17 protein-coding genes are annotated in these 18,626 nt (G+C 68.8%); 6 read left to right on the top strand and 11 right to left on the bottom strand.

The window, feature by feature from the left end; translation table 11 throughout:
• The first annotated feature begins 210 nt into the window (after nt 1–210).
• Entirely contained in the window at nt 211–2,175 is a 1,965-nt protein-coding gene (locus QX204_RS21250; RefSeq protein ID WP_301901759.1) for a hypothetical protein, read from the top strand.
• Nucleotides 2,176–2,262: 87 nt separating this feature from the next.
• On the opposite strand, the gene QX204_RS21255 is transcribed toward QX204_RS21250, so the two are convergent.
• Entirely contained in the window at nt 2,263–3,207 is a 945-nt protein-coding gene (locus tag QX204_RS21255; protein ID WP_301901761.1) for a LysR family transcriptional regulator, read from the bottom strand.
• Nucleotides 3,208–3,270: 63 nt separating this feature from the next.
• A complete protein-coding gene (locus QX204_RS21260; protein WP_301901763.1) occupies nt 3,271–4,779 on the bottom strand; it encodes a flavin-containing monooxygenase in 1,509 nt (502 codons plus the stop codon).
• A 97-nt stretch (nt 4,780–4,876) separates the two neighbouring features.
• Between QX204_RS21260 and QX204_RS21265 the strand changes: the two genes are divergently transcribed.
• The gene (locus QX204_RS21265) at nt 4,877–5,416 is read left to right on the top strand and encodes a GNAT family N-acetyltransferase (RefSeq protein WP_301901765.1); all 540 of its coding nucleotides are present in this window, start codon (nt 4,877–4,879) and stop codon (nt 5,414–5,416) included.
• Nucleotides 5,417–5,476: 60 nt separating this feature from the next.
• Here the strand turns inward: QX204_RS21265 and zapE are convergent, their stop codons facing one another.
• Complete coding sequence (gene zapE / locus QX204_RS21270; RefSeq protein WP_301901766.1) at nt 5,477–6,496, bottom strand: cell division protein ZapE; 1,020 nt, start codon at nt 6,494–6,496, stop codon at nt 5,477–5,479.
• Nucleotides 6,497–6,549: 53 nt separating this feature from the next.
• Between zapE and QX204_RS21275 the strand changes: the two genes are divergently transcribed.
• The 4 genes from QX204_RS21275 (at nt 6,550) to msrB (ending at nt 10,793) form a co-directional block, all read left to right on the top strand.
• The gene (locus QX204_RS21275) at nt 6,550–7,293 is read left to right on the top strand and encodes a pyrimidine reductase family protein (protein ID WP_367620141.1); all 744 of its coding nucleotides are present in this window, start codon (nt 6,550–6,552) and stop codon (nt 7,291–7,293) included.
• A gap of 32 nt (nt 7,294–7,325) precedes the next feature.
• Complete coding sequence (locus QX204_RS21280) at nt 7,326–8,879, top strand: alpha/beta hydrolase (protein WP_301901768.1); 1,554 nt, start codon at nt 7,326–7,328, stop codon at nt 8,877–8,879.
• Nucleotides 8,880–8,963: 84 nt separating this feature from the next.
• Nucleotides 8,964–10,295: a glycosyltransferase family 87 protein gene (locus QX204_RS21285; protein ID WP_301901769.1), complete on the top strand. Its 1,332-nt coding sequence runs from the start codon at nt 8,964–8,966 to the stop codon at nt 10,293–10,295.
• 60 nt (nt 10,296–10,355) lie between these two features.
• Complete coding sequence (gene msrB / locus QX204_RS21290) at nt 10,356–10,793, top strand: peptide-methionine (R)-S-oxide reductase MsrB (RefSeq protein ID WP_301901770.1); 438 nt, start codon at nt 10,356–10,358, stop codon at nt 10,791–10,793.
• 9 nt (nt 10,794–10,802) lie between these two features.
• Here the strand turns inward: msrB and QX204_RS21295 are convergent, their stop codons facing one another.
• From QX204_RS21295 to QX204_RS21330, 8 genes are all read right to left on the bottom strand, one after another.
• Nucleotides 10,803–11,627, bottom strand: coding sequence for an SDR family NAD(P)-dependent oxidoreductase (locus QX204_RS21295; RefSeq protein WP_301901771.1), 825 nt, complete (start codon nt 11,625–11,627; stop codon nt 10,803–10,805).
• Between the two features lie 61 nt (nt 11,628–11,688).
• On the bottom strand, nt 11,689–12,885 hold the full coding sequence (locus QX204_RS21300) for an NADH:flavin oxidoreductase (RefSeq protein ID WP_301901772.1): 1,197 nt from the start codon (nt 12,883–12,885) through the stop codon (nt 11,689–11,691).
• Nucleotides 12,882–13,460, bottom strand: a complete 579-nt coding sequence (locus QX204_RS21305) for a TetR/AcrR family transcriptional regulator (RefSeq protein ID WP_301901773.1) — start codon at nt 13,458–13,460, stop codon at nt 12,882–12,884. The genes QX204_RS21300 and QX204_RS21305 overlap by 4 nt, the downstream gene beginning before the upstream one ends.
• A 65-nt stretch (nt 13,461–13,525) precedes the next feature.
• Nucleotides 13,526–15,295, bottom strand: a complete 1,770-nt coding sequence (locus tag QX204_RS21310; protein WP_301901775.1) for a glycosyl transferase — start codon at nt 15,293–15,295, stop codon at nt 13,526–13,528.
• Nucleotides 15,296–15,522: 227 nt separating this feature from the next.
• Complete coding sequence (hemQ, locus tag QX204_RS21315) at nt 15,523–16,218, bottom strand: hydrogen peroxide-dependent heme synthase (protein ID WP_301901777.1); 696 nt, start codon at nt 16,216–16,218, stop codon at nt 15,523–15,525.
• 43 nt (nt 16,219–16,261) lie between these two features.
• Nucleotides 16,262–16,420, bottom strand: a complete 159-nt coding sequence (locus tag QX204_RS21320; RefSeq protein ID WP_301901779.1) for a hypothetical protein — start codon at nt 16,418–16,420, stop codon at nt 16,262–16,264.
• An 80-nt stretch (nt 16,421–16,500) separates the two neighbouring features.
• On the bottom strand, nt 16,501–17,085 hold the full coding sequence (locus QX204_RS21325) for an HAD family hydrolase (protein ID WP_301901781.1): 585 nt from the start codon (nt 17,083–17,085) through the stop codon (nt 16,501–16,503).
• Nucleotides 17,086–17,195: 110 nt separating this feature from the next.
• Nucleotides 17,196–18,557 (bottom strand): protoporphyrinogen oxidase, encoded by a 1,362-nt coding sequence (locus QX204_RS21330; protein WP_301901782.1) that lies wholly within the window; start codon nt 18,555–18,557, stop codon nt 17,196–17,198.
• Nucleotides 18,558–18,626 lie beyond the last annotated feature (69 nt).

An 18,626-nucleotide genomic window follows, 5' to 3' on the forward strand; every position in this document is an offset into this window, starting at 1 on the left:
ATTTCATTGTGCCAACGTCGCACAAAGACGCCTAGATCTTGATCATTTCGATACACAGACCCGGCCTGTTGCATGTCCATTTCATCCTGATTGCGAATCAGTTCGGCGCGTCGCGTAGGCAGTCACGACAACACGTGCTGTCGCCCCGGTGGATATGATCGCTGCGGCCGAGGCGGGCACGCTCGGGCGACCACGGGAAGTAGGGTGTGCATGAACCACGCTGAGCACGACGAATCCATCGGGTCGATGCTGGCGAGCATCGCCACGGCGCTGCGCGAGGTCAGCGACAAGCTCGATATCGTCGCCGCGCGGGTCCAACTCGATGTACCCACCTTCCCGGTCGACGAGGATCTGCCCGACCACATCCGGATCAGGCGCCTGGAATCCTGGGCATTCCGTGCGTCACAGGACATTTCACGCCTGAGCTCTCGCCTCGATGCCCTCGACAACGACGGCGAGCCCGATTCGGGCCGTCCAGCCCGGGGCACACGCAGCCGCCGCGAGGTCCGCGAAGCCGCGGAGGCCGCCGAACGCGCCACCGACGGACCGGATGACCAGCCCAGGCCCTCCGATCCCTTACCGCCGCACCGGAATCGCGACGACGAGGGCTCGCGGCCCCCGCTCGAACGCCGCAACTCTCCCGCCCGGCCGAGCACCGACCACCTCGGCGATCCCACCGCCATGGCCGCGACGCCGGTCCCCCGCCCCGAGGCGGCGCCCTTCGCCCAATCGACCTCGTTCGACAGTGATCCGGTCGTCGCGGCCGGCGGCAACGGCGCGGGTGGCGAACCGCCGAGCCGTCGGGCTGCGCCCACACGGCTCAGCGGGGCAACGCCGACCGGCAGCGCGTCCGGCGAGAGGGTCGCGGCCGCCTCGGTCGGCAACACGACCTCGACCAACGGGACCAACGGCGCCGCCCACGGTGTGGCCGGTGACATCGCGTCCCCACGCAACGGCTCCTCGGTGCCCACGGCGATCGGAACGGTCTTGACCGCACCGGCTGTCGAACGCACGCCCGGACCGAGCGCGCCTGCCTCGACAAGGGCCACCGCGACGGCGCTCTCCGAGGATCGCCCGCCCACCTCGGTCCCCGATGACGCGGACAACGGCGCAGCGTCGGGGAGTGACACCGCGGCGATCGCGACCCTGCCGGGGAGCGCCGAGGTGAGCACCGTCGTGCGCGAGGGTGACGTGACGATCGGCGGCGCCACCGGGTTCGACCTCGGTCCCGGTGCGGCGAAGCATGTTTCGGGCCCACCGGTCGACGCGCAGTCGGCGCGGACCGAGGCTGCGGCTGGAGATCCGCTGACGGGGGAAATCAGCTCCGCTGCCGGTATCGAGCGGGCCCGCCCGGTCAAGAAGCCGACCGAGGGTGAGGCCACCGGAGGCGATCGACTAGATGTTCCGTCGCCGAACAGACTGTCCAGCAACGGCAATGGTGTCACGTCGGCGAAGGCCGAGCCAGTGGGCAACACCGCCAACAGCATCCACTGGTCCTTCACCGAGGAACCCGCGCCGGCGGCTCCGGACCGAAGCGACCACGCCCGCAACGGCTTCACCACCGGCTCCACCCGCCGCGCCGAATCCCTGTTCGAGGATTTCACCCCGCACGACCGCCTGACCACCGGCGAGACCCCCGCGCCGCAGACCGTCTCGGGCCCGCCCCCACGTCTCACTCCACCGACAGAACTCACCACCCAGCCGAACCATGTCGCGGTGGATCCGCCGCGTGCCGGCAGCTCCTCGCACGTCGACGGCGCGCCGGAGGCCGGCGACAGCCCGGCCGCCCCGAGTCGACCGGCGAACACCGGTGGGCTGTCCGGCCACCACGGCCGGCCGGACCAGGCGCCGCTCACGAGTCACGCGGCGCTCACGAACGACGATCACCCGGTCGACGACCCGGCCGTCGCCGATCCACCGACCCTCGGCCTGCCGACCGGCCGCGGCATGTCGACGAGCCCGTCCGATCCCCTGGAACGCCCTGTGGCCGATCCGATTCCGCCGACCGCCACCGATTCGGCCGGGATCACCGTCACCGGCACCTACCGCGCCTTCGACATCGAACGCGCCCACGTCGACAAGCTGCAGGCCATGCTCGACGAGCTGAAACGCTCGGCCGGTCTCCCGCCGGGCCGCCGCGACGTCTTCGGACCGCCGACCCCGGACCTCGGCTGAGCCGACTTCCGGCCACACGAGAGCTCCGCGACAGCGGGAACTTCCGGCTCGGCCCCGCGTGAACGGCTGACGAGCGCGTCGCGTGCGTCAGGCGGGCTTCGCCAGCGGGACGAGACCCGGGTCCACGTCCGGCTTCGGGGCGTCGTGCGCGACGGCGCCGATGAGGTCACGCAGGGCGCGATGGCCCGCGTCGGCGGTATTGCGCGGATGCCAGGCCATGGCGACGACGGGGGCCGGTAGCGGCAGCGGGATCTCGAACATCGCCAGGCCGAGCGCGGTGCGTGCGGCTCGGGACAGTAGTTCCGGTGCCGGGCAGACCAATTCGGTCGAGGCGAGGGTGAGCAGCGCGGTGGGCAGGTCGGCGACGGTGGCGACCACTCGGCGGGTGCGCCCGTGCAGCGCGAGGCGGTCGTCGATCGGGCCGTGCGTGCGACCGGTGGGCGAAACCTCCAGATGGCGCGCCGAGGCGTAGGCGGCGACGGTAGGGCGGTCGGTGGCGAACGGGTGGTCGGGAGCGGCGACGCCGATCCAGCGATCGGTGAACAGACGCTTGACCACCGTTTCCGGGTCGGTCTGCCCGATCATGCCGACTTCGACGTCGACCCGGCCGTCGCGCAGCGCCACCGCGCCGTCGGCGGCGTCGGCCGCGAGCAGCCGCACCGTCACCCCCGGCAGCTGGGCGTGGACCGCTGCCAGCAGCGGACCGGACAGGTGGGCACCCACCGAATCGCCGACGCGGACAACGAAGTCGCGGTGTCTGCCCGGCCCGTGTCCGTCGCGGGCGGTGAGCAACAGCCGTCCCTGATCGACCAGGCTCGCCACATCGTGGCGCAGTTCCAGCGCTCGCGGCGTCGGCACCATCTGTCTGCCGGAACGAACGAGCAGCGGATCGCCGAGTACCTCGCGCAGTCGGGTGAGGGTGCGACTCATCGCCGAGGTCGAGGTGTGTAGTCGCCGGGCCGCCTCGGTCACGCTGTTGGTGTCGAGCAGCGCGTCGAGAGCGAGCAGTAGGTTCAGATCCAGCGCGTCCACGCGAGGATTATCACCAACGCACCGATCGCCGTCGGCGTTGCCGACGGCGATCCGGCGTGTCGGCTACCTCTCGGCTACGGGCGCCGGCGTGGGCGCCACGGGAGCGGCCACCGCGCGAGTGCGCAGCACCCCGCGGTAGGACGACGGCCGCACGGGTCGCACCCACTGCGCCAGCCTCGACCTGAACGGCAGCGGCGTGCCGAGATCGTCGAGCATCTCGTCGATATTGGCCAGCGAGAACGGGACCACCGAGGCACCGTGCGCGTGGTTTCCGTCGCTGCGCTCGCGCGACCACTCCAGGCGCGCGTCGATCTCGTTGTTCATCAGCTCGGCCATCGGGGGCACGAACCTGCCCGTGAGCAGGCCGGCGATCCAGTGCGCGCCCACCTCGGCGCTGAGCGCGCTCACGTGGGAGCTGTTGTAGCCGGCGAAGCTCAGGTTGGGGACCTCCACCGGCAGGATGTGGCGGTAGAGCCGGAAATCGCTCGTCTCGTCGGTGAGGGCGCGGCGCACGAACGGGGTGAGGAACGGCACCTCCTGCCGGTATCCGGTGGCGCAGACGACGATCTCGGCCAATTTCAGGCTGCCGTCGGCCAGGCGCACCGCGGGACCGTGTCGCCCACCGATCAGTTCGGTGATCTCGGTGTCGCGGTGCACGCTGATCCGGCCCGCCTCGACCTGCTCGGTGAAGCCTTCGGTGGCCAAGCTCGCGCTGCTGGTGCCGATCTCGGAGATCGGGCCCGTCGGCACCAGGTCGAGCTCACGCAGCCGCAGCTTGCGCGTCACCCGCTCCTGCAGCAGGTCCATGTTCGACTGGCGCACGGCGAGCCAGTCGAGTAGTCGTTCGGCGCGGTGCGGGAAGCGGGAGGGGAAGTGCGCCTCACCCGCGCGGGTCAGCAGCAGGCGCTCGTAGTCCATGCCGAAGCCGAGTTTGCGCGGCATCTTCCAGGTGAGTCGGCGCGCCACCACGGTGGTTTCGTCGGCGATATGGCTGACGGCCTCGGCCACGTCACAGGCGGACTTGCCGTAGCCGAGCACGACCACCGAGCGGTCGCGCGCCTGCTCGACATCGTGGAACTCCGAGACATGGCACAGTCGCCCGCCCGCGGCACGGAAAGCCGCGGCGCCCGGCAGGTCGGGCAGCACCGGGTCGCTGTAGACGCCGTTGGCGACGATCAGGTGATCGCAGGTGGTGCGGTGCCCGCCCCTGTGGTCGCGGATCTCGAGCAACCAGCCGCTGTCGACCGGGTCGGCCGCCACCACCTCGGTGCCGAGGCGCAGGTGCGGGCCGAGGCCGAACTCCTGCACGTATCCGGCCAGGTAGGCCTGCATCTGCTGACCGTCGGGCCAGCGGGGGAAATCTTCGGGCATCGGGTGATCGCTGAACGCGTACGTGGACTTGCTGTTCTGCGCGCGAAGTCCTGGATACCGGCGAGTGGCACTCCACACACCGCCGACGTCGGGGGCCCGGTCGAAGACTTCGACCGGGAAACCCGCCTGACTCAATACCTTCGCGCAGGCCAAACCCGCCACTCCCGCACCGACGATCCCGATGCGGCTACCGCTCGTCATGCGCAGGACAGTACTCGGCAAGGTAGGCCCGGTGCCACCGCACTGTATCGGCCCACAGTCCCATCGCAGCTGAGGCGAGCCATGCTGTACTGGAAGGATGACCAACAGTTCCGTCGTCGTCGACCGGGCCGGGCTCTGGGATGCCGAGGCGCTCAGCGATGTCGCCGCCGCGACCTTTCCGCTGGCCTGCCCGCCCGAGGCCACCGCGGCCGACATCGAGATCTTCCTCGAGCAGGTGCTCTCCGGCGAACGTTTCGGCGAATACCTGTCCGACCCGACCAGGACAGTGCTCAAGGCCGTGGAGGGTGACGAGATCGTCGGCTACGCCATGCTCGTCGCGGGCAGGCCGAGCGACTCCGAGGTCGCCGCGCGGGTACACGCCGGGTCGGTGGTCGAGCTGAGCAAGATGTACGTGCTGCCAGGGCACCACGGCAGCGGCGTAGCCGGGGCGATGATGGAGGCCGCGGTCGACACCGCGCGGCTGGCGGGCGCGGACGCGGTGTGGCTGGGGGTCAACCAGGCCAACGAACGCGCGCAGAAGTTCTACGCCAAGCACGGCTTTCGGCAGGTGGGCACCAAGACCTTCATGGTCGGCAGCCAGCTGCATTCCGATTTCGTCTACGAGCGGACGCTGTGACAGCCGACTGCACCGCGTGGTCCGCGACGAGCCGAACAGCTCGGCCCGCCGCGGACGCGCTTACGCGGCAGCGGCCTCGAAGCGCGACAGCGCGAGCAGACGCGAGATCGCGCGCAGGTACTTCTTGCGGTAGCCGCCGTCCAGCATCTCCTTCGAGAAGATCTCGTCGAGTTTGACGCCCGAGACCGTCACCGGGATGCTCGCGTCGTAGAGGCGGTCGGCCAGCACGACCACCCGCAGCGCGACAGCCTGATCGGTCACGGTGTGCACATCGGAGATGAACACCGAGGCCACGCCCTGGATCAGCGCACCGAACTTGGACGGGTGCAGGGTGCTCAGATGCTCGAGCAGCACGTCGAACTCGTCGAGCGTGGACCCCGGGGTGGTCGCGGCACGCTCGAGGAGCGACTCGTTCGAGGTGGGTTCCGGGGCCGGCGGCAGGTCGCGGTGGCGGTAGTCGGGCCCGTCGACGCGGACCGGATCGAAGATCGAGCCGAGCTTCTTGATCTCGCGCAGGAAGTCCGAGGCCGCGAAACGGCCCTCGCCCAGCTGTCCGGGCAGCGTGTTGGAGGTCGCCACGATGGAGACGCCACGGGCCGACAACTCGGTGAGCAGTCGCGAGACCAGCATCGTGTCGCCCGGATCGTCGAGTTCGAACTCGTCGATGCACAGCACGCTGTTGGCGGAGAGCCGTTCGACCGCGTTGTTGAAGCCCAGCGCGCCGACCAGGTTGGTGACCTCGCCGAAGGTGCCGAACGACTTCGGCGCCGGGGAGCTGTGGAAGATCGAGGCGAGCAGGTGGGTCTTGCCCACACCGAAGCCGCCGTCGAGATACAGGCCTGCTCCCGACACGGCCTTCTTCTTGCCGAAGAGGCTCTTCTTCGAGGCGGCCTTGTGGATTTTCGCCACCTGACCTGCGAATTCCTCCGCCTTGGTAACCGCGGCCGCTTGGCTCGGTTCCTTGGGGTCGGGGATGTAGGAGGCGAAGCTGACCTCGTCGAACATGGGCGGGGGCACCATCTGCGCGACGAGTTGGTCGGCCGGGACCTCCGGATGGCGATCGACAAGGCGTTCTTGCATGGACAAATGGTACGGACGTGGTTGCATCGATCCCTATGCAGCGTATCCACAATGTGACCCAGCTCGCAGACCTCGACCCCGACGCACTGGCCAGGTGCTATGCCTATCCACGGCATCTGGACGGTCCCTGGGTGCGGGCGAACTTCGTGAGCAGCATCGACGGCGCGTTCACCGTCGACGGCGTTTCCGAAGGGCTGGGCACCGCAGCGGACAAGACAGTGTTCACGGTCCTGCGCGAGCTGGCCGATGTGATCGTCATCGGCGCGGGCACGCTGCGCGCGGAGAACTACGGCGGCGCGCATACGGACCCGCAACGGCGCATCGCGCACCACCGGCACGGGATCGGCGGGCATCCCGAGGGCACCCCGCCGCCGATCGCGGTGGTCACCGCCTCCGCCGAGCTCGATCCCGGCTCGAAATTCTTCACCGACGCCGAGGTGCCGCCGCTGATCGTCACCACGAGGCATGCGAACTCGGCGCAGGTCAGCGCCCTCGAGGACGCGGGCGCACAGGTGGTTTTCGCCGGTGAGGCCGCGATCATGCCCGCCGCGCTGATCCGGGTGTTCGCCGAACGCGGTCTGCACCGGGTGCTGTGTGAGGGCGGACCACATCTGTTCGGGCAGTTGGCCGAGGCGGACCTGGTCGACGAACTGTGCCTGACCACCGCCCCGATGCTGGTCGGGGGCGCGGGCGGGCGAATCTCGCTGTCGGCGAGCTCATTCGACCTACCGATGGCCCGCAAGCAGTTGGTGCTCGCCGAGGACGGCACCGTCCTGGCCCGCTGGGCCCGTCGATGAAACCTGGCGCCGAACCTGGCAGTGTGTAGCGCATGCGTTGGACTCGGGCCGCGGCAACGGCCGCGACACTGTCGATCATGCTCGCGGGCTGTGGGGCCGGACCGTCTGATCGGCCTGTCGTCGCCGTCGAGCGCCCGGGGGCCGGTGGCGCCCAGACCGAAGCTCCCGCGCCCCAGGATCTGGCAAAGGCGGAGGTGCCCAAGACCGATCTGGCCTGGCGTGACTGCACCGCGGCCACCCTGAGCTCGCTCGACTTCGGCGCCGCCCCCGCGGGGCTGGTCCTCGACTGCGCCGAGTTCTCGACGCCGATCGACACCGCGGGCACCGTGCTCGGCACCTTCCGCGCCGGCGCCCTGCGGGCCCGTCTGCCGCAGACCCCCGCCGACGCGGCCCCGCTGGTGCTCACCTCCGGTTCGGATCGTTCGTCGGCGTCGACGCTGGCCGGTCTGGCGATCGGGCCCAACAGCGCGTTGCTGGCCGCGCAACCGATCGTCGCGGTGGACCGGCGCGGCATCGGGGCCTCCCAGCCCATCGACTGCATTCCGGCGCAGCTGCGCGCGGTGATGACCGACCTCGGCCAGACCGGGGTGGGCAACGCCGATCAGGTCGGCGCCGTCGCGGGCTTCAGCCAGGACGCCACCATCGCCTGCCGGGATTTCCTGCAGCCCTACGAGGGCACGTTCGACGCACCGCATGCCGCCGACGACATCGAGCAGCTGCGCAAGCAGTGGCAGGTCGACAAGATCAATCTGCTCGGCGCGGGCAACGGCGCCAAAGTGGCCCTGAGCTACGCCCGCCGCTACGGCGACCACCTGGCTCGACTGGTGCTCGACGCCCCCGAACCGGTCGGCGCCGACGCCACCACCATGGCCGAGGCGCGCGTCACCGGCGCCGAAGCGGCGCTCACCGCGTTCGCCCAACGCTGTAAGGCCGCCAACTGCGCCCTCGGAGCCGATCCCCGCGCGGCAGTCGTCGCGCTGATGAACAAGGCGACCAGCGGCGGGCTCGGCGAGATCTCGGCCGCGGACCTGTCGACCGCGCTCACCGGTTTCCTGTCCAGTCCCCGTGGCGACCAGGCGAATCGGGTCACCGCGCTGGCCGACGTCCTGGCCGCCGCCGACCGTGGCGATCGCGGACCGCTGTCGGCCATGATCGTGCGCGAGGCGGCCGCGATCACCTCCGACGGCGAGTTCGTGAACCGCTGCACCGACAGCCAGCAGCCCCCGACCGCGGACAAGGCTCGTGAACTCGCCGGCACATGGGCGAGCAAATATCCGGTATTCGGGCGTAATGCCGCCATCGGGCTGATGGTCTGCTCGGCTTGGCCGGTCTCCACCGCGGCGCCACTGCCGACGGAACTCGACCTGCCGGTGCTGGTGTTCGCCGGTGCCGCCGATCCGATCGTCGGCGGGGCCGCCGCCTCGGTGACCGGCGCGCTCGGCTCGGCGGGCGCCCGGCACGCCACGATGACCTGGCAGGGCTGGGGGCATCCGGTCGTCACCCATTCCGGGTGCGCGCAGAAGGCCGTCACCGACTACCTCGCGGAGGCGAAACTGCCTGCCGACGGCGGCGCCTGCCCGGCCTGATCCGGTCGGGGCAACCGCCGGGTTCCGGCGCGTCATCCGGGTCCGGCGACACCATCGCAACCCGATCCGGTGTACCGTGCCCCAGTGTTGTTCCGACAGCTCGAGCCCCGTACCGCTCGCACCTCCGCCGAGGTGATCAAGTTCGCGCTCTGGCCCTTCGCGGTCATGATGGTGCTGAACCGCGTCTTCATCAAGGCGATCAACGGCTTCGTCACCGATGACTACCGGCCTGTGTACAACGCCTCGTTCGAGTTCCTGAACGGCAGGCCGCTGTACACCGCCGACTTCTCGTCGGTCGATCCGCACTATCTCTACTATCCGAGCGGAACGCTGCTGATCGCGCCGGTGGCGATCATCGACTACGAGCTGTCGCGCTGGCTGTTCATCGGGCTCAACGCCGCCGCGATCCTGCTCGCCTGGTACCTGCTGCTTCGCCTGTTCAAGTTCGGCCTCGGCTCGATCGCCGCGCCCGCGCTGCTGCTGGCGATGTTCGCCTCCGAGACGGTGACCAACACGTTGGTCTTCACCAACGTCAACGGCTGCCTGCTGCTGGCCGAGCTGGTGTTCATCACGCTGCTCCTGGCGCGTCGGGACCTCTGGGCCGGTGTTGCGCTCGGTTTGAGCATCGCGGTGAAGCCGACACTGGCGCCGTTGCTGCTGGTGGCGGCCGTTCGCGGCCAGTGGAAGGTGTTCATCACCGCGCTCGGTGTGCCGTTGACGCTCACCGCCATCGCGTGGCCGCTGTCGGCGGACCCCGAGAAGTTCTTCACCCGAGTTCTGCCGTACCTGGCTGAGACGCGCGACTACTTCAACAGCTCGGTCGGCGGCAACGGGCTCTACTACGGCTTGCCGGAGTGGCTGATCCTGCTGGTCAAGGTCCTGATGGCCGGTGTGGTGGCGGTGTCGCTGTGGCTGCTGTGGCGCTACTACCGCCACGACGAGCTGTTCTTCGTCACCACGTTCTCCGGCGTGCTGCTCACCGCGTGGTTCCTGCTGCCCTCGCTGGGCCAGATGTACTACTCGATGATGGTCTTCCCGTTCCTGATGACCGTGGTGCTACGAAATTCCGTGCTGCGCAACTGGCCCGCGTGGCTGGCGATCTTCGGGTTCATGACCTACGACAAGTGGCTCTCCGATCGCTGGCAGGGCGTCGGCCGCAACCTCGAGTACCTGCGGGTGACCTTCGGCTGGGGGTTGCTGCTCATCGTCGTGTTCTGTGTGCTCGGCGACCGGTATCTGGCCGCGCGTCGCGAGGGCAGGCTGCAGTTCGGGATCGACCCGACCTGGATCGCGAATGCGCCCGATTCACGCGACGGCACCGACGAACCGGCGCCCGTGGCACCGGTCGCCGACACTCCGCCGCACCGCGAGGATCCGGTGGCGCCGGTCGAGGACCGCGAGCCCGCACTCAAGTAGTTATCGGCCGGTGACGCACCGCTCACGGCGCGCACCGGCCGAAACCATTAGCGTGGAGCCATGAGTTCTGAAACTTCGTTGCCCACGCCGCGCATCCAGCTGACGCCGCAGCAATGGCGGGCGAAATTGGACCCCGAGGAATACGCCGTTCTGCGCGAGGCCGCCACCGAGCGCCCGTTCATCGGCGAATACACCGACACCAAGACCGAGGGCGTCTACACCTGTCGCGCCTGCGACGCCGAATTGTTCCGCAGCACAGAGAAATTCGACTCCCACTGCGGGTGGCCGTCGTTCTTCGATCCCGCCGATTCCGACGCGGTGATCCTCAAGCCCGACGACACCCTGGGGATGCGCCGGGTCGAGGTGATCTGCGCGAACTGCCACAGCCACCTCGGGCACGTGTTCGAGGGCGAGGGCTACCCCACTCCCACCGACCAGCGCTACTGCATCAACTCGATCTCGCTGCGCTTGCGCCCCGCGGAGGGGTCGACCAGCTGAAACGCTGATTCAGCTGCGGGCGGGCGCGGTGCGCTCGGGGTAGACACCGTGGCCGACCTGTACGTAGGACAGCCGATCGGCGAGTCGGGTGCTGAACCGCCGGACGGCGTCGTAGACGTGGGCGTCCTTGCCGATCACGACACGGCCCTTACCCCTCGCGGTCGTATCCACGATCCGGCGCGCCACCCGCTCGGGCTCGGCGGAGAATCCCTTGGCGAGCCACTCGGGCGCGCCCATTTGCCGGGCTACCCTGCGCACCAGGTCGGTCCAGACCGAACCCGGAAGCACCGTGGTGACCGTGACGTTCGAGCGGCCACGCAAATCCTGCGCCAGCCCGTAACTGAACAGGGCGAGCGCGGCCTTCGACGCGCCGTACACCGCTGAGCCGGGCACCGGGACGATCGCCGACAGGCTCGAGGTGTTCATGATGACGCCGCGGGGGCGTTGCCGCAGGTGCGGGAGGAAGGCCCGCGACATCCACACCGCGCCGAAGAAGTTCACCTGCATCAGCGTTTCGATCCGGGCGTCGCTGAGCTCTGCCACGGTCTGGAGTTCCTGGGCGATTCCCGCGATGTTGAACAGGCCGTCGACTCGCCCGTGGGAGGCGATCACCCTGCCGGGGAACGCGGCCACGGCGGCACGGTCGCAAATATCGATCGGATAGGCGGTGAAACGCTCGCGGTCCGTCACCAGTGCGGCGGTGATGGCCAACGCCTGCTCATCACGATCAGCGCCGACCACGACCGCGCCACGGGCGATCAGCTCCGACACGACGCATCGTCCGATGCCGTTCCCGGCTCCGGTGACGACGAAGACGCTGCCCTCGATCCGCATGCGCGATCTCCCAGTTGTTCGCTGTATGGCGGGCACGATGTGCCTCTCTGTTCGGGTGTGTTCAGCCGAGTGTCAGCTGGATCGGCTCGCGCGACAAGGTGGGGCGGTACAGGCAGCGCGTGCCCGAGTAGATGGTGGGCATGCATTCGTTGCAGTGCACACAGGCCGAGCGGGTGGACTCATCGGTTCGGATGCGGCGCAACAGATTCGGTTCGCGCAGCAGGGCCCGGCCCATGGCGACGAACTCGAAGCCCTCGGTCCTGGCCAGGCGCATGGTGTCGAGATTGGTGATGCCGCCCAACAGGATCAGCGGCATCGACAGTGCGCGCCGGAAGTGGCGGGCCCGCTCGAGCAGGTACGCCTCCTGGTACGGGTACTCCTTCAGGAAGGACTTCCCGACCAGACGGAACCCCAGGCGGGCCGGGTTGGGCAGGGTTTTCGCGAAGGAACGGCGCGGGGGTGTGCCGTGGAACAACATCATCGGGTTCAGCAGCGAACTGCCCGCGGTCAATTCGAGGGCGTCGAGCGCACCGTCGGCCTCGAGCCAGGCGGCCACCTGCAGCGATTGGGGAACGGTGAGACCACCGGCCTGGCCGTCCTCCATATTGATCTTGGCCGTGATCGCGATCCGATCACCCACGGCATCCTTGACCGCACAGGCGATTTCCCGCGCCATTCGAGCCCGATTGAGCAGGGAGCCGCCGTAGGCGTCCTCGCGTCGGTTCAGCAGCGGGCTCAGGAACGCGCTGGCCAGATAGTTGTGGCCGAGATGAATCTCCACCGCGTCGAATCCGGCCTGCTCGGCCAGGCGTGCGGCATCGGCGTGCGCGGCCACGGTGTCGGCGATCTCGGCGACGGTGGGAGTCTTGGTGAATCTCATGCCGAGGGGGTTGAACATCCGGCTCGGCGCGAGCGCGGGCACTCGATTGGAGGCGGCGTTGGCCACCGGTCCGGCGTGGCCGATCTGCGCGCTGGCCGCGGCACCCTCCGCGTGGACGGCATCGGTCAGCTTCCGCAGTCCCGCAACGGCTTCCGGGCGCATCCAGATCTGATGCCGATCGGTGCGACCGCCGGGCGCGACCGCGCAGTACGCGACGGTGGTCATGCCGACACCGCCGGCGGCGACCTCCCGATGGAAGTCGATCAGTTCCTCGGTGACCAGGGCGTCCGGCGTGCGGCCTTCGAAGGTCGCGGCCTTGATCACCCTGTTGCGCAAGGTGATCGGACCCAGCTGGGCCGGTGCGAAGATGTCGTTCATAGCTGTTCTCCCGTCGGCGCGGTCAAACCGGCCACCACGAAATCTCGCAGCGTCTCCAGGTCCGGCTGCGCCATGCCGTGTTCCTCGATTTCGGGGCTGCCGAAACGCATGATGATGAGATCGAAGGCGAGCATCCACCGGCGGCGACTCTCCCGGTCACTCACCTCAGGAAGAAGCGCGACCCACGTGCCCATCCGAAACCATGGGCCCCGCCATGTCGTGAGATGGCGTCCGAGCACGAACCTCGACAACAGTCGAAGGTGCAAGCGGCCCATGGGGTCGCCGGCGAGCTGGACGAAGGGGGCCAGGATCGTGTCGACGACGGCGGGTAGCGAGTCGGGTCCGGCACTCGCGCGGGCGAGACCATCGGCCCACAGCGGTCCCAGCCGGTCCTCGATCAGCGCACCGACCAGGGCTTCCTTCGATCCGAAGTGGTAGTGCACCGCGGCGGCGTTCGCACCGGCGGCGACACAGATGCCGCGCACGGAGACCTCGTCGTAGGGCTCGGTCAGCAGCAATGTTTCGGCGGCGATCAGCAGTCGCTGCCGCGTCCCCGTCTTGACCTCATCGACCATACCCAGAAGTGAAACACGTTTCAATCAGCTTTTCAATCACTGATTGAATCAATGACCGGACGGCGTCACACGAGACCGCGCACGTCCCACACCCACACGCCGTCCACCTGCTCGGACGGGATGCCGAGCAGGTCGTCCACGGTGCGACGCAGGGTGTCGGTGCTCTGCGACGGCGGCAGCACCACCGCATCGGCGCGCCAGTAACGCAGGTCCGAGAGGGCCTGTTCGCGCAGAGCTCGGTCGATGACCGGAGCCGTATCGAACATCCGGACCAGCATGAGCAGAACCGCGGTGGGCCGGGGGTCGGCGCCGTAACCGGCCCCGCGGTCCGCGCCGCTCGGGCCGACGAAATAGCCGCCGGCGAGCGGGAAGGCGAAGTCGGCGTCGACCTGCCACCGCAGCGCGACGGCGTCCGCCGAGGTGGGCGGCGGCACGATCACCACCGAGCCGCCCGAGACGTACTGCCGCACAGTGCCGTCGGCGAAGAACGCGGGCGTCGCGGAGCGTTCCTCGACGGGCAGCATGGTCGGCGCGATGGGCAACAACGCGAAGGTCAGGGCGCCGAACCAGGCGACGGGCCGCCGCATCGATACAGAGGTGCGCCACGATTCGATCGCCCGCTGGGTGCCGATGGCCAGGATTATCGCGATGACCGGAATGGCCGCCATGGCGAACCGTGATTCGATGATCCCGTTCAGCGGCGGGATCCACCCGAAGGCCAGCCACGGCATCGGCACCATGGCGAAGTCGCCGTCGCCGAAGCGCACAACGCCGTCGAAGGACAGCACAATGCCGAGCGACAGCGTCGTGAACACCACGATGACGATCGCCGCGGCCCGCACGATGCGCTCGCGCCGCAGGAAGAACACGGCCACAGCGACGAGCAGCAGTAGCGGCCAACCGAAGTAGGCGTTGTCCTCGGTCGGATTGATGCTCACATCGGGGCCGAACGAGAACATGCTGCCCGCCGATTCCGGCGAGAACTGGAACAGCGACAGAATGTCGTTGCCGACCCGGCCGATCCCGATGAATCGATACGACTGCGGTCCGGCGAACTGCCACCACAGCCCGAAACCGGTGAGCGTCAACGTGATCAGCGCCGCGAGCAGTACCGACGGGGCCGTCGCACGCAGCGCGAGCACGATGGCGGCCCGGGTGCGTAGGTAGGCCATCGCGAAGACCGCGAAGCCGAGCGCGAAGATCAGCAGCGGCTCCTCACCCAGCGTGAGCTGCAGAGCGACCAGCAGTCCGAGCACGACGGCGGCGCGCGGTTGCCACACCCGTCGTGCCCCGACTGCGTTCTCCGCGTACCGCGCCATTTTGATGACCTGCATTGCGATGATCGGAAGCAACACCAGGACAACGAAATTCGCGTGCCCATTGGTGTGCGCGATCATCGCGGGCGCGAAGCCGCAGAACACACCACCAACGGCCGCGGCGAATTTCGAGGCCACCAGCTCGCGCGAGAACACCCAGTACCAGGCGAACGCGGTACCGGACAGGCCGAACGTGAGCGCCGATACGAAAGTGACGGTCGGCCCGAAAAGCAGGGTGACCGGCGTGAACGGTACTCCCCAGCCGTACATGAGGGTATTGGCCATCATGTTCACGCCGTCGGGATAGTTCTGCAGCTGCGTGCTGAGCGGACTTCCCAGGTGGGTGATGTTTCGTGCCGTGATGGCATTGAACCACTCGAACAGCGTCTGGTCCTGATCGCTCTTGCTCAGATAGCCACTGCGCGGGTTCGACCACAGCCCGGCGAGTACGAAAACCGCGAGCGACAGGTAGCAACCCGCGACGACCAGGTCGGTGCGCGCCGAGCGCAGCCACTGCACCGGAGTGCGGCGCGGCTCCGCCGTTTCCGGTGCGTTTCGATCGATAGCCGCTACAGCGGATCGGTCCTCTTCGGTCCGGTCCGTTCCCCACCCTGGTACCACGCGCGAATCTCTCTCACCCTCATAGCCACAATCGGCCCGCTCACGATACGTGAGCGCGGGATCGTGGCGACATCAGGCCGATGAGAAAGGCCCGCTTGATGATCGGGCCTTCGGTGTCCGCGCCGCTATGGCAGTGCGGTGATCAACTGTTCGACCTCGACGCGCGGTCCGGTGAAGAACGGCACCTCTTCGCGCACGTGCAGCCGCGCCTCGGTGGCCCGCAGGTCACGCATCAGGTCGACGATCCGGTGCAACTCGGGGGCCTCGAAGGCGAGAATCCACTCGTAGTCGCCCAGCGCCATCGAGCTCACGGTGTTGGCCCGCACATCCGGGTACCCACGCGCGGCCTTGCCGTGGTCGGCGAGCATCTTGCGCCGCTCCTCGTCGGGGAGCAGGTACCACTCGTAGGACCGCACGAACGGGTAGACGCAGATGTAGTTCCCCGCGTCCTCCCCTGCCAGGAACGCCGGAATGTGGCTCTTGTTGAACTCCGCGGGCCGGTGCACCGCCACGTTGCTCCAGACCGGCGCACTCGCTTTGCCCAGCTCGGTGGTCCGTCGGAAATCGGAGTACGCGGCCTGCAAGTCCTCGACCCGCTCGGCATGGGTCCACAGCATGAAATCGGCGTCGGCCCGCAGCCCCGCCACGTCGTAGATCCCGCGCAGAACCACACCCTTGTCGGCCAGTCCGTCGAAGAACGCCTGCGCCTCCTTGATTGCCCCGGCTCGGTCCTCACCGAGCACGCCCGGCTGAATCTGGAACACCGAGAACATCAGGTATCGAATGGAGGAGTTGAGAGCCTGGTAGTCGAGTCGCGCCATGGATCTATGGTGCCACTGCGGCGTTTTCGCCCGCCGCTGGGGCTCAGTCCGCCACCGGCCTACTCGCCCGCCACGGCGAAGACTCGTCACTGCCGAATACCGAGGTCACCGTCGTCACTTCTCCGTCGTGAAGTTCGACAGGCCCGAGATCGGGATCGAGGATCAGGGTCCGCGCGCTGCGCTGCTCACCGGCAATGGTCACAGCGGGCGATCATGCAGCATCGCTATCATCGATGCCCCACGACACGCCGCCGGTTGGCCGGGCCGACGACTTGACGAGTTTCAGGCCTTCGCGCGCAGTGGTGCCAGATCGTCGATCCCCCGGTAGTGGATGCCGGTCATACCGAGCGACTGTGCTGCGGCCACGTTCTCCGGCCGGTCGTCGATGAACACACAGCGGTCCGGCGCGACCCCGGCCGCTTCGGCGGCGATCTCGTAGATGCGCAGGTCGGGTTTCGCGACGCCGACGGCCGCGCTGCTGATCACGGTGTCGGCGAACCCGGTGAGGCGCATCTGCGTCAGATGGGCGTCGAGGTTGTCCATCGCGTTGGTGACCAGGACCAGCGGCACGCGCGTGCGGACCTGCGCCAGCAGATCCCTGACCTGCTCGTCGACCCAGAAGTCGACGGCGGCGAAGGCATCGACCGCCCGGACCGCGTCGGGGTGACCGCCGAGCGCCGCGGTGATCGAGGCCAGCCACTGTTGGGCGGTGGCTTGCCCGAGAATCGCCGGGCGGATCTGTTCCGGGGCGAAGGCGGTGGCCACCACGGGAAGACCGTAGCGCTCCTCGATCTCGCGCTGACCGTCGTGGTCGAATTGACGGAGTACCCCGTCCAGATCGCACAGCACCGCGTCGAATCTCTGCATCGTCCCAGTGTGCCTGTGCCAGTGTGCGACTCAGAGCGACCAGGCGGCGCCACTCCCGAGATGCCGCAACAGCTGCGGCCCCGGGCACATCCGATCGGCGAGCATCGGGGTCAGTGCTGTGTGCTCTCGATGTACGCGGTGGCCACGCGTTCCGCGGCGGCGGTGCCCGAGGCGACGCAGGCGGGAACACCGACGCCATGGAGATAGGCGCCCGCGACCGCGAGTCCGTCGAGGGCAGCGAGGGCGGATTCGAGTGTCGCGATCCGTTCGGTGTGGCCGGGGGCGTACTGCGGAAGGCCGCCGGGCCAGCGTTGGACGACCGCTTCGAGCGGGGTGATCGGAATGCCGGTGACGGTGGACAGGTCGGCGACCGCCGCTGCGACGAGCTCGTCGTCGGTCCACGACAGCGACTTGTCGTCGCCCAGGCGGCCGAAGGAAGCGCGGACCAGGGCAACGTCGCGCTCGGCCAGATGGGGCCATTTGCGGCTGGACAGGGTGAACGCCTTGGCGCGCAAGGGTTCTCCCGTGGCGACGAGGATGCCGGAGTTGTCCGGCAGTGCAGTGTCGCGCGGGAGTGCCATGGCGACGAGCGCCGAGGAGGACAGCTCGATACCGGCGGCGGCCCGCGCCGCTTCGGGCGCTACGTAGTGCAGGAGGCGGGCGGCAACCGGGGCCGGCGTCGCGATCACGACCGCGTCGACGGCTCCGAGGGGGTCCACCACCCAGCCGCGCGGTGCGCGGGCTACGCGCGTCGCGGCCGTGGTCGTGACGAAACGGGCTCCCGACGCTTCGGCCAGCGCGGCGAGCAGGGCTGCGTAGCCATCGCGCAGACCACCGAAGACCGGAGCCGAGCTGGGGGCGGGCATCGCCGCGCGGACGGCCTCGGTGAGACTCGAAGCGCCGGCGTCGAGCGCCGCGGCAAGGGTGGGTAGCGCGGCGCGGACGCCGATGGAAGCACTGATCCCCGCATAGACCCCGCCCAGCAACGGGTCGACGCTCCGCCCGACGACCTGCCTACCGAAGCGGTCACCCACCAGGGTCTGCACGTCGACGTCGGAGCCAGGCTCCCAGTGCAGCGGACGCTGCGCCTCGGTGGCGACTTGATCCAGCGTCGTGTCATCGACCAGCCCGCGCAGCGACTCCGCGTCAGACGGAATCCCCATCAGGGTGTGCCCCGGCAGCGGATGCGCCGAGCCCTGCGCCCAGATCAGCGGCCGTTTTCCGGCCGGTCGCACCAACTGGTCGGCCAGGCCGAGTTCGTTCATCAACTCGATCACCTCGGGCCGACGTCCCACGAACGCCTCGGCGCCGAGATCGACTGGCTCCCCTGCCAATTCGCGGGTGTGCAGCACTCCGCCGACCCGCCCGCTCTGCTCGAGCACGGCGATATCGACGCTGTCTCCCAGCCGCTGCCGCAACCGATAGGCCGCGACGAGCCCGCTGATTCCGCCACCGACGACCGCGATCCTCATGCCACGACCGTAGCCGCGACGGTACCGGCCGACGACGCGCACCCTGACCGATGTCGATCGGGCATCGAC

This window comes from Nocardia sp. PE-7, from assembly GCF_030486425.1.
Lineage (GTDB): Bacteria > Actinomycetota > Actinomycetes > Mycobacteriales > Mycobacteriaceae > Nocardia > Nocardia salmonicida_A.

What these genes read in the sequence shown, in the direction of transcription:
- QX204_RS21250 (WP_301901759.1), top strand. Translation starts at nt 211, where the DNA reads ATGAACCACGCTGAGCACGACGAATCCATCGGGTCGATGCTGGCGAGC.
- QX204_RS21260 (WP_301901763.1), bottom strand. Translation starts at nt 4,779, where the DNA reads ATGACGAGCGGTAGCCGCATCGGGATCGTCGGTGCGGGAGTGGCGGGT.
- QX204_RS21265 (WP_301901765.1), top strand. Translation starts at nt 4,877, where the DNA reads ATGACCAACAGTTCCGTCGTCGTCGACCGGGCCGGGCTCTGGGATGCC.
- zapE (WP_301901766.1), bottom strand. Translation starts at nt 6,496, where the DNA reads ATGCAAGAACGCCTTGTCGATCGCCATCCGGAGGTCCCGGCCGACCAA.
- QX204_RS21280 (WP_301901768.1), top strand. Translation starts at nt 7,326, where the DNA reads ATGCGTTGGACTCGGGCCGCGGCAACGGCCGCGACACTGTCGATCATG.
- msrB (WP_301901770.1), top strand. Translation starts at nt 10,356, where the DNA reads ATGAGTTCTGAAACTTCGTTGCCCACGCCGCGCATCCAGCTGACGCCG.
- QX204_RS21295 (WP_301901771.1), bottom strand. Translation starts at nt 11,627, where the DNA reads ATGCGGATCGAGGGCAGCGTCTTCGTCGTCACCGGAGCCGGGAACGGC.
- QX204_RS21300 (WP_301901772.1), bottom strand. Translation starts at nt 12,885, where the DNA reads ATGAACGACATCTTCGCACCGGCCCAGCTGGGTCCGATCACCTTGCGC.
- QX204_RS21305 (WP_301901773.1), bottom strand. Translation starts at nt 13,460, where the DNA reads ATGGTCGATGAGGTCAAGACGGGGACGCGGCAGCGACTGCTGATCGCC.
- hemQ (WP_301901777.1), bottom strand. Translation starts at nt 16,218, where the DNA reads ATGGCGCGACTCGACTACCAGGCTCTCAACTCCTCCATTCGATACCTG.
- QX204_RS21325 (WP_301901781.1), bottom strand. Translation starts at nt 17,085, where the DNA reads ATGCAGAGATTCGACGCGGTGCTGTGCGATCTGGACGGGGTACTCCGT.
- QX204_RS21330 (WP_301901782.1), bottom strand. Translation starts at nt 18,557, where the DNA reads ATGAGGATCGCGGTCGTCGGTGGCGGAATCAGCGGGCTCGTCGCGGCC.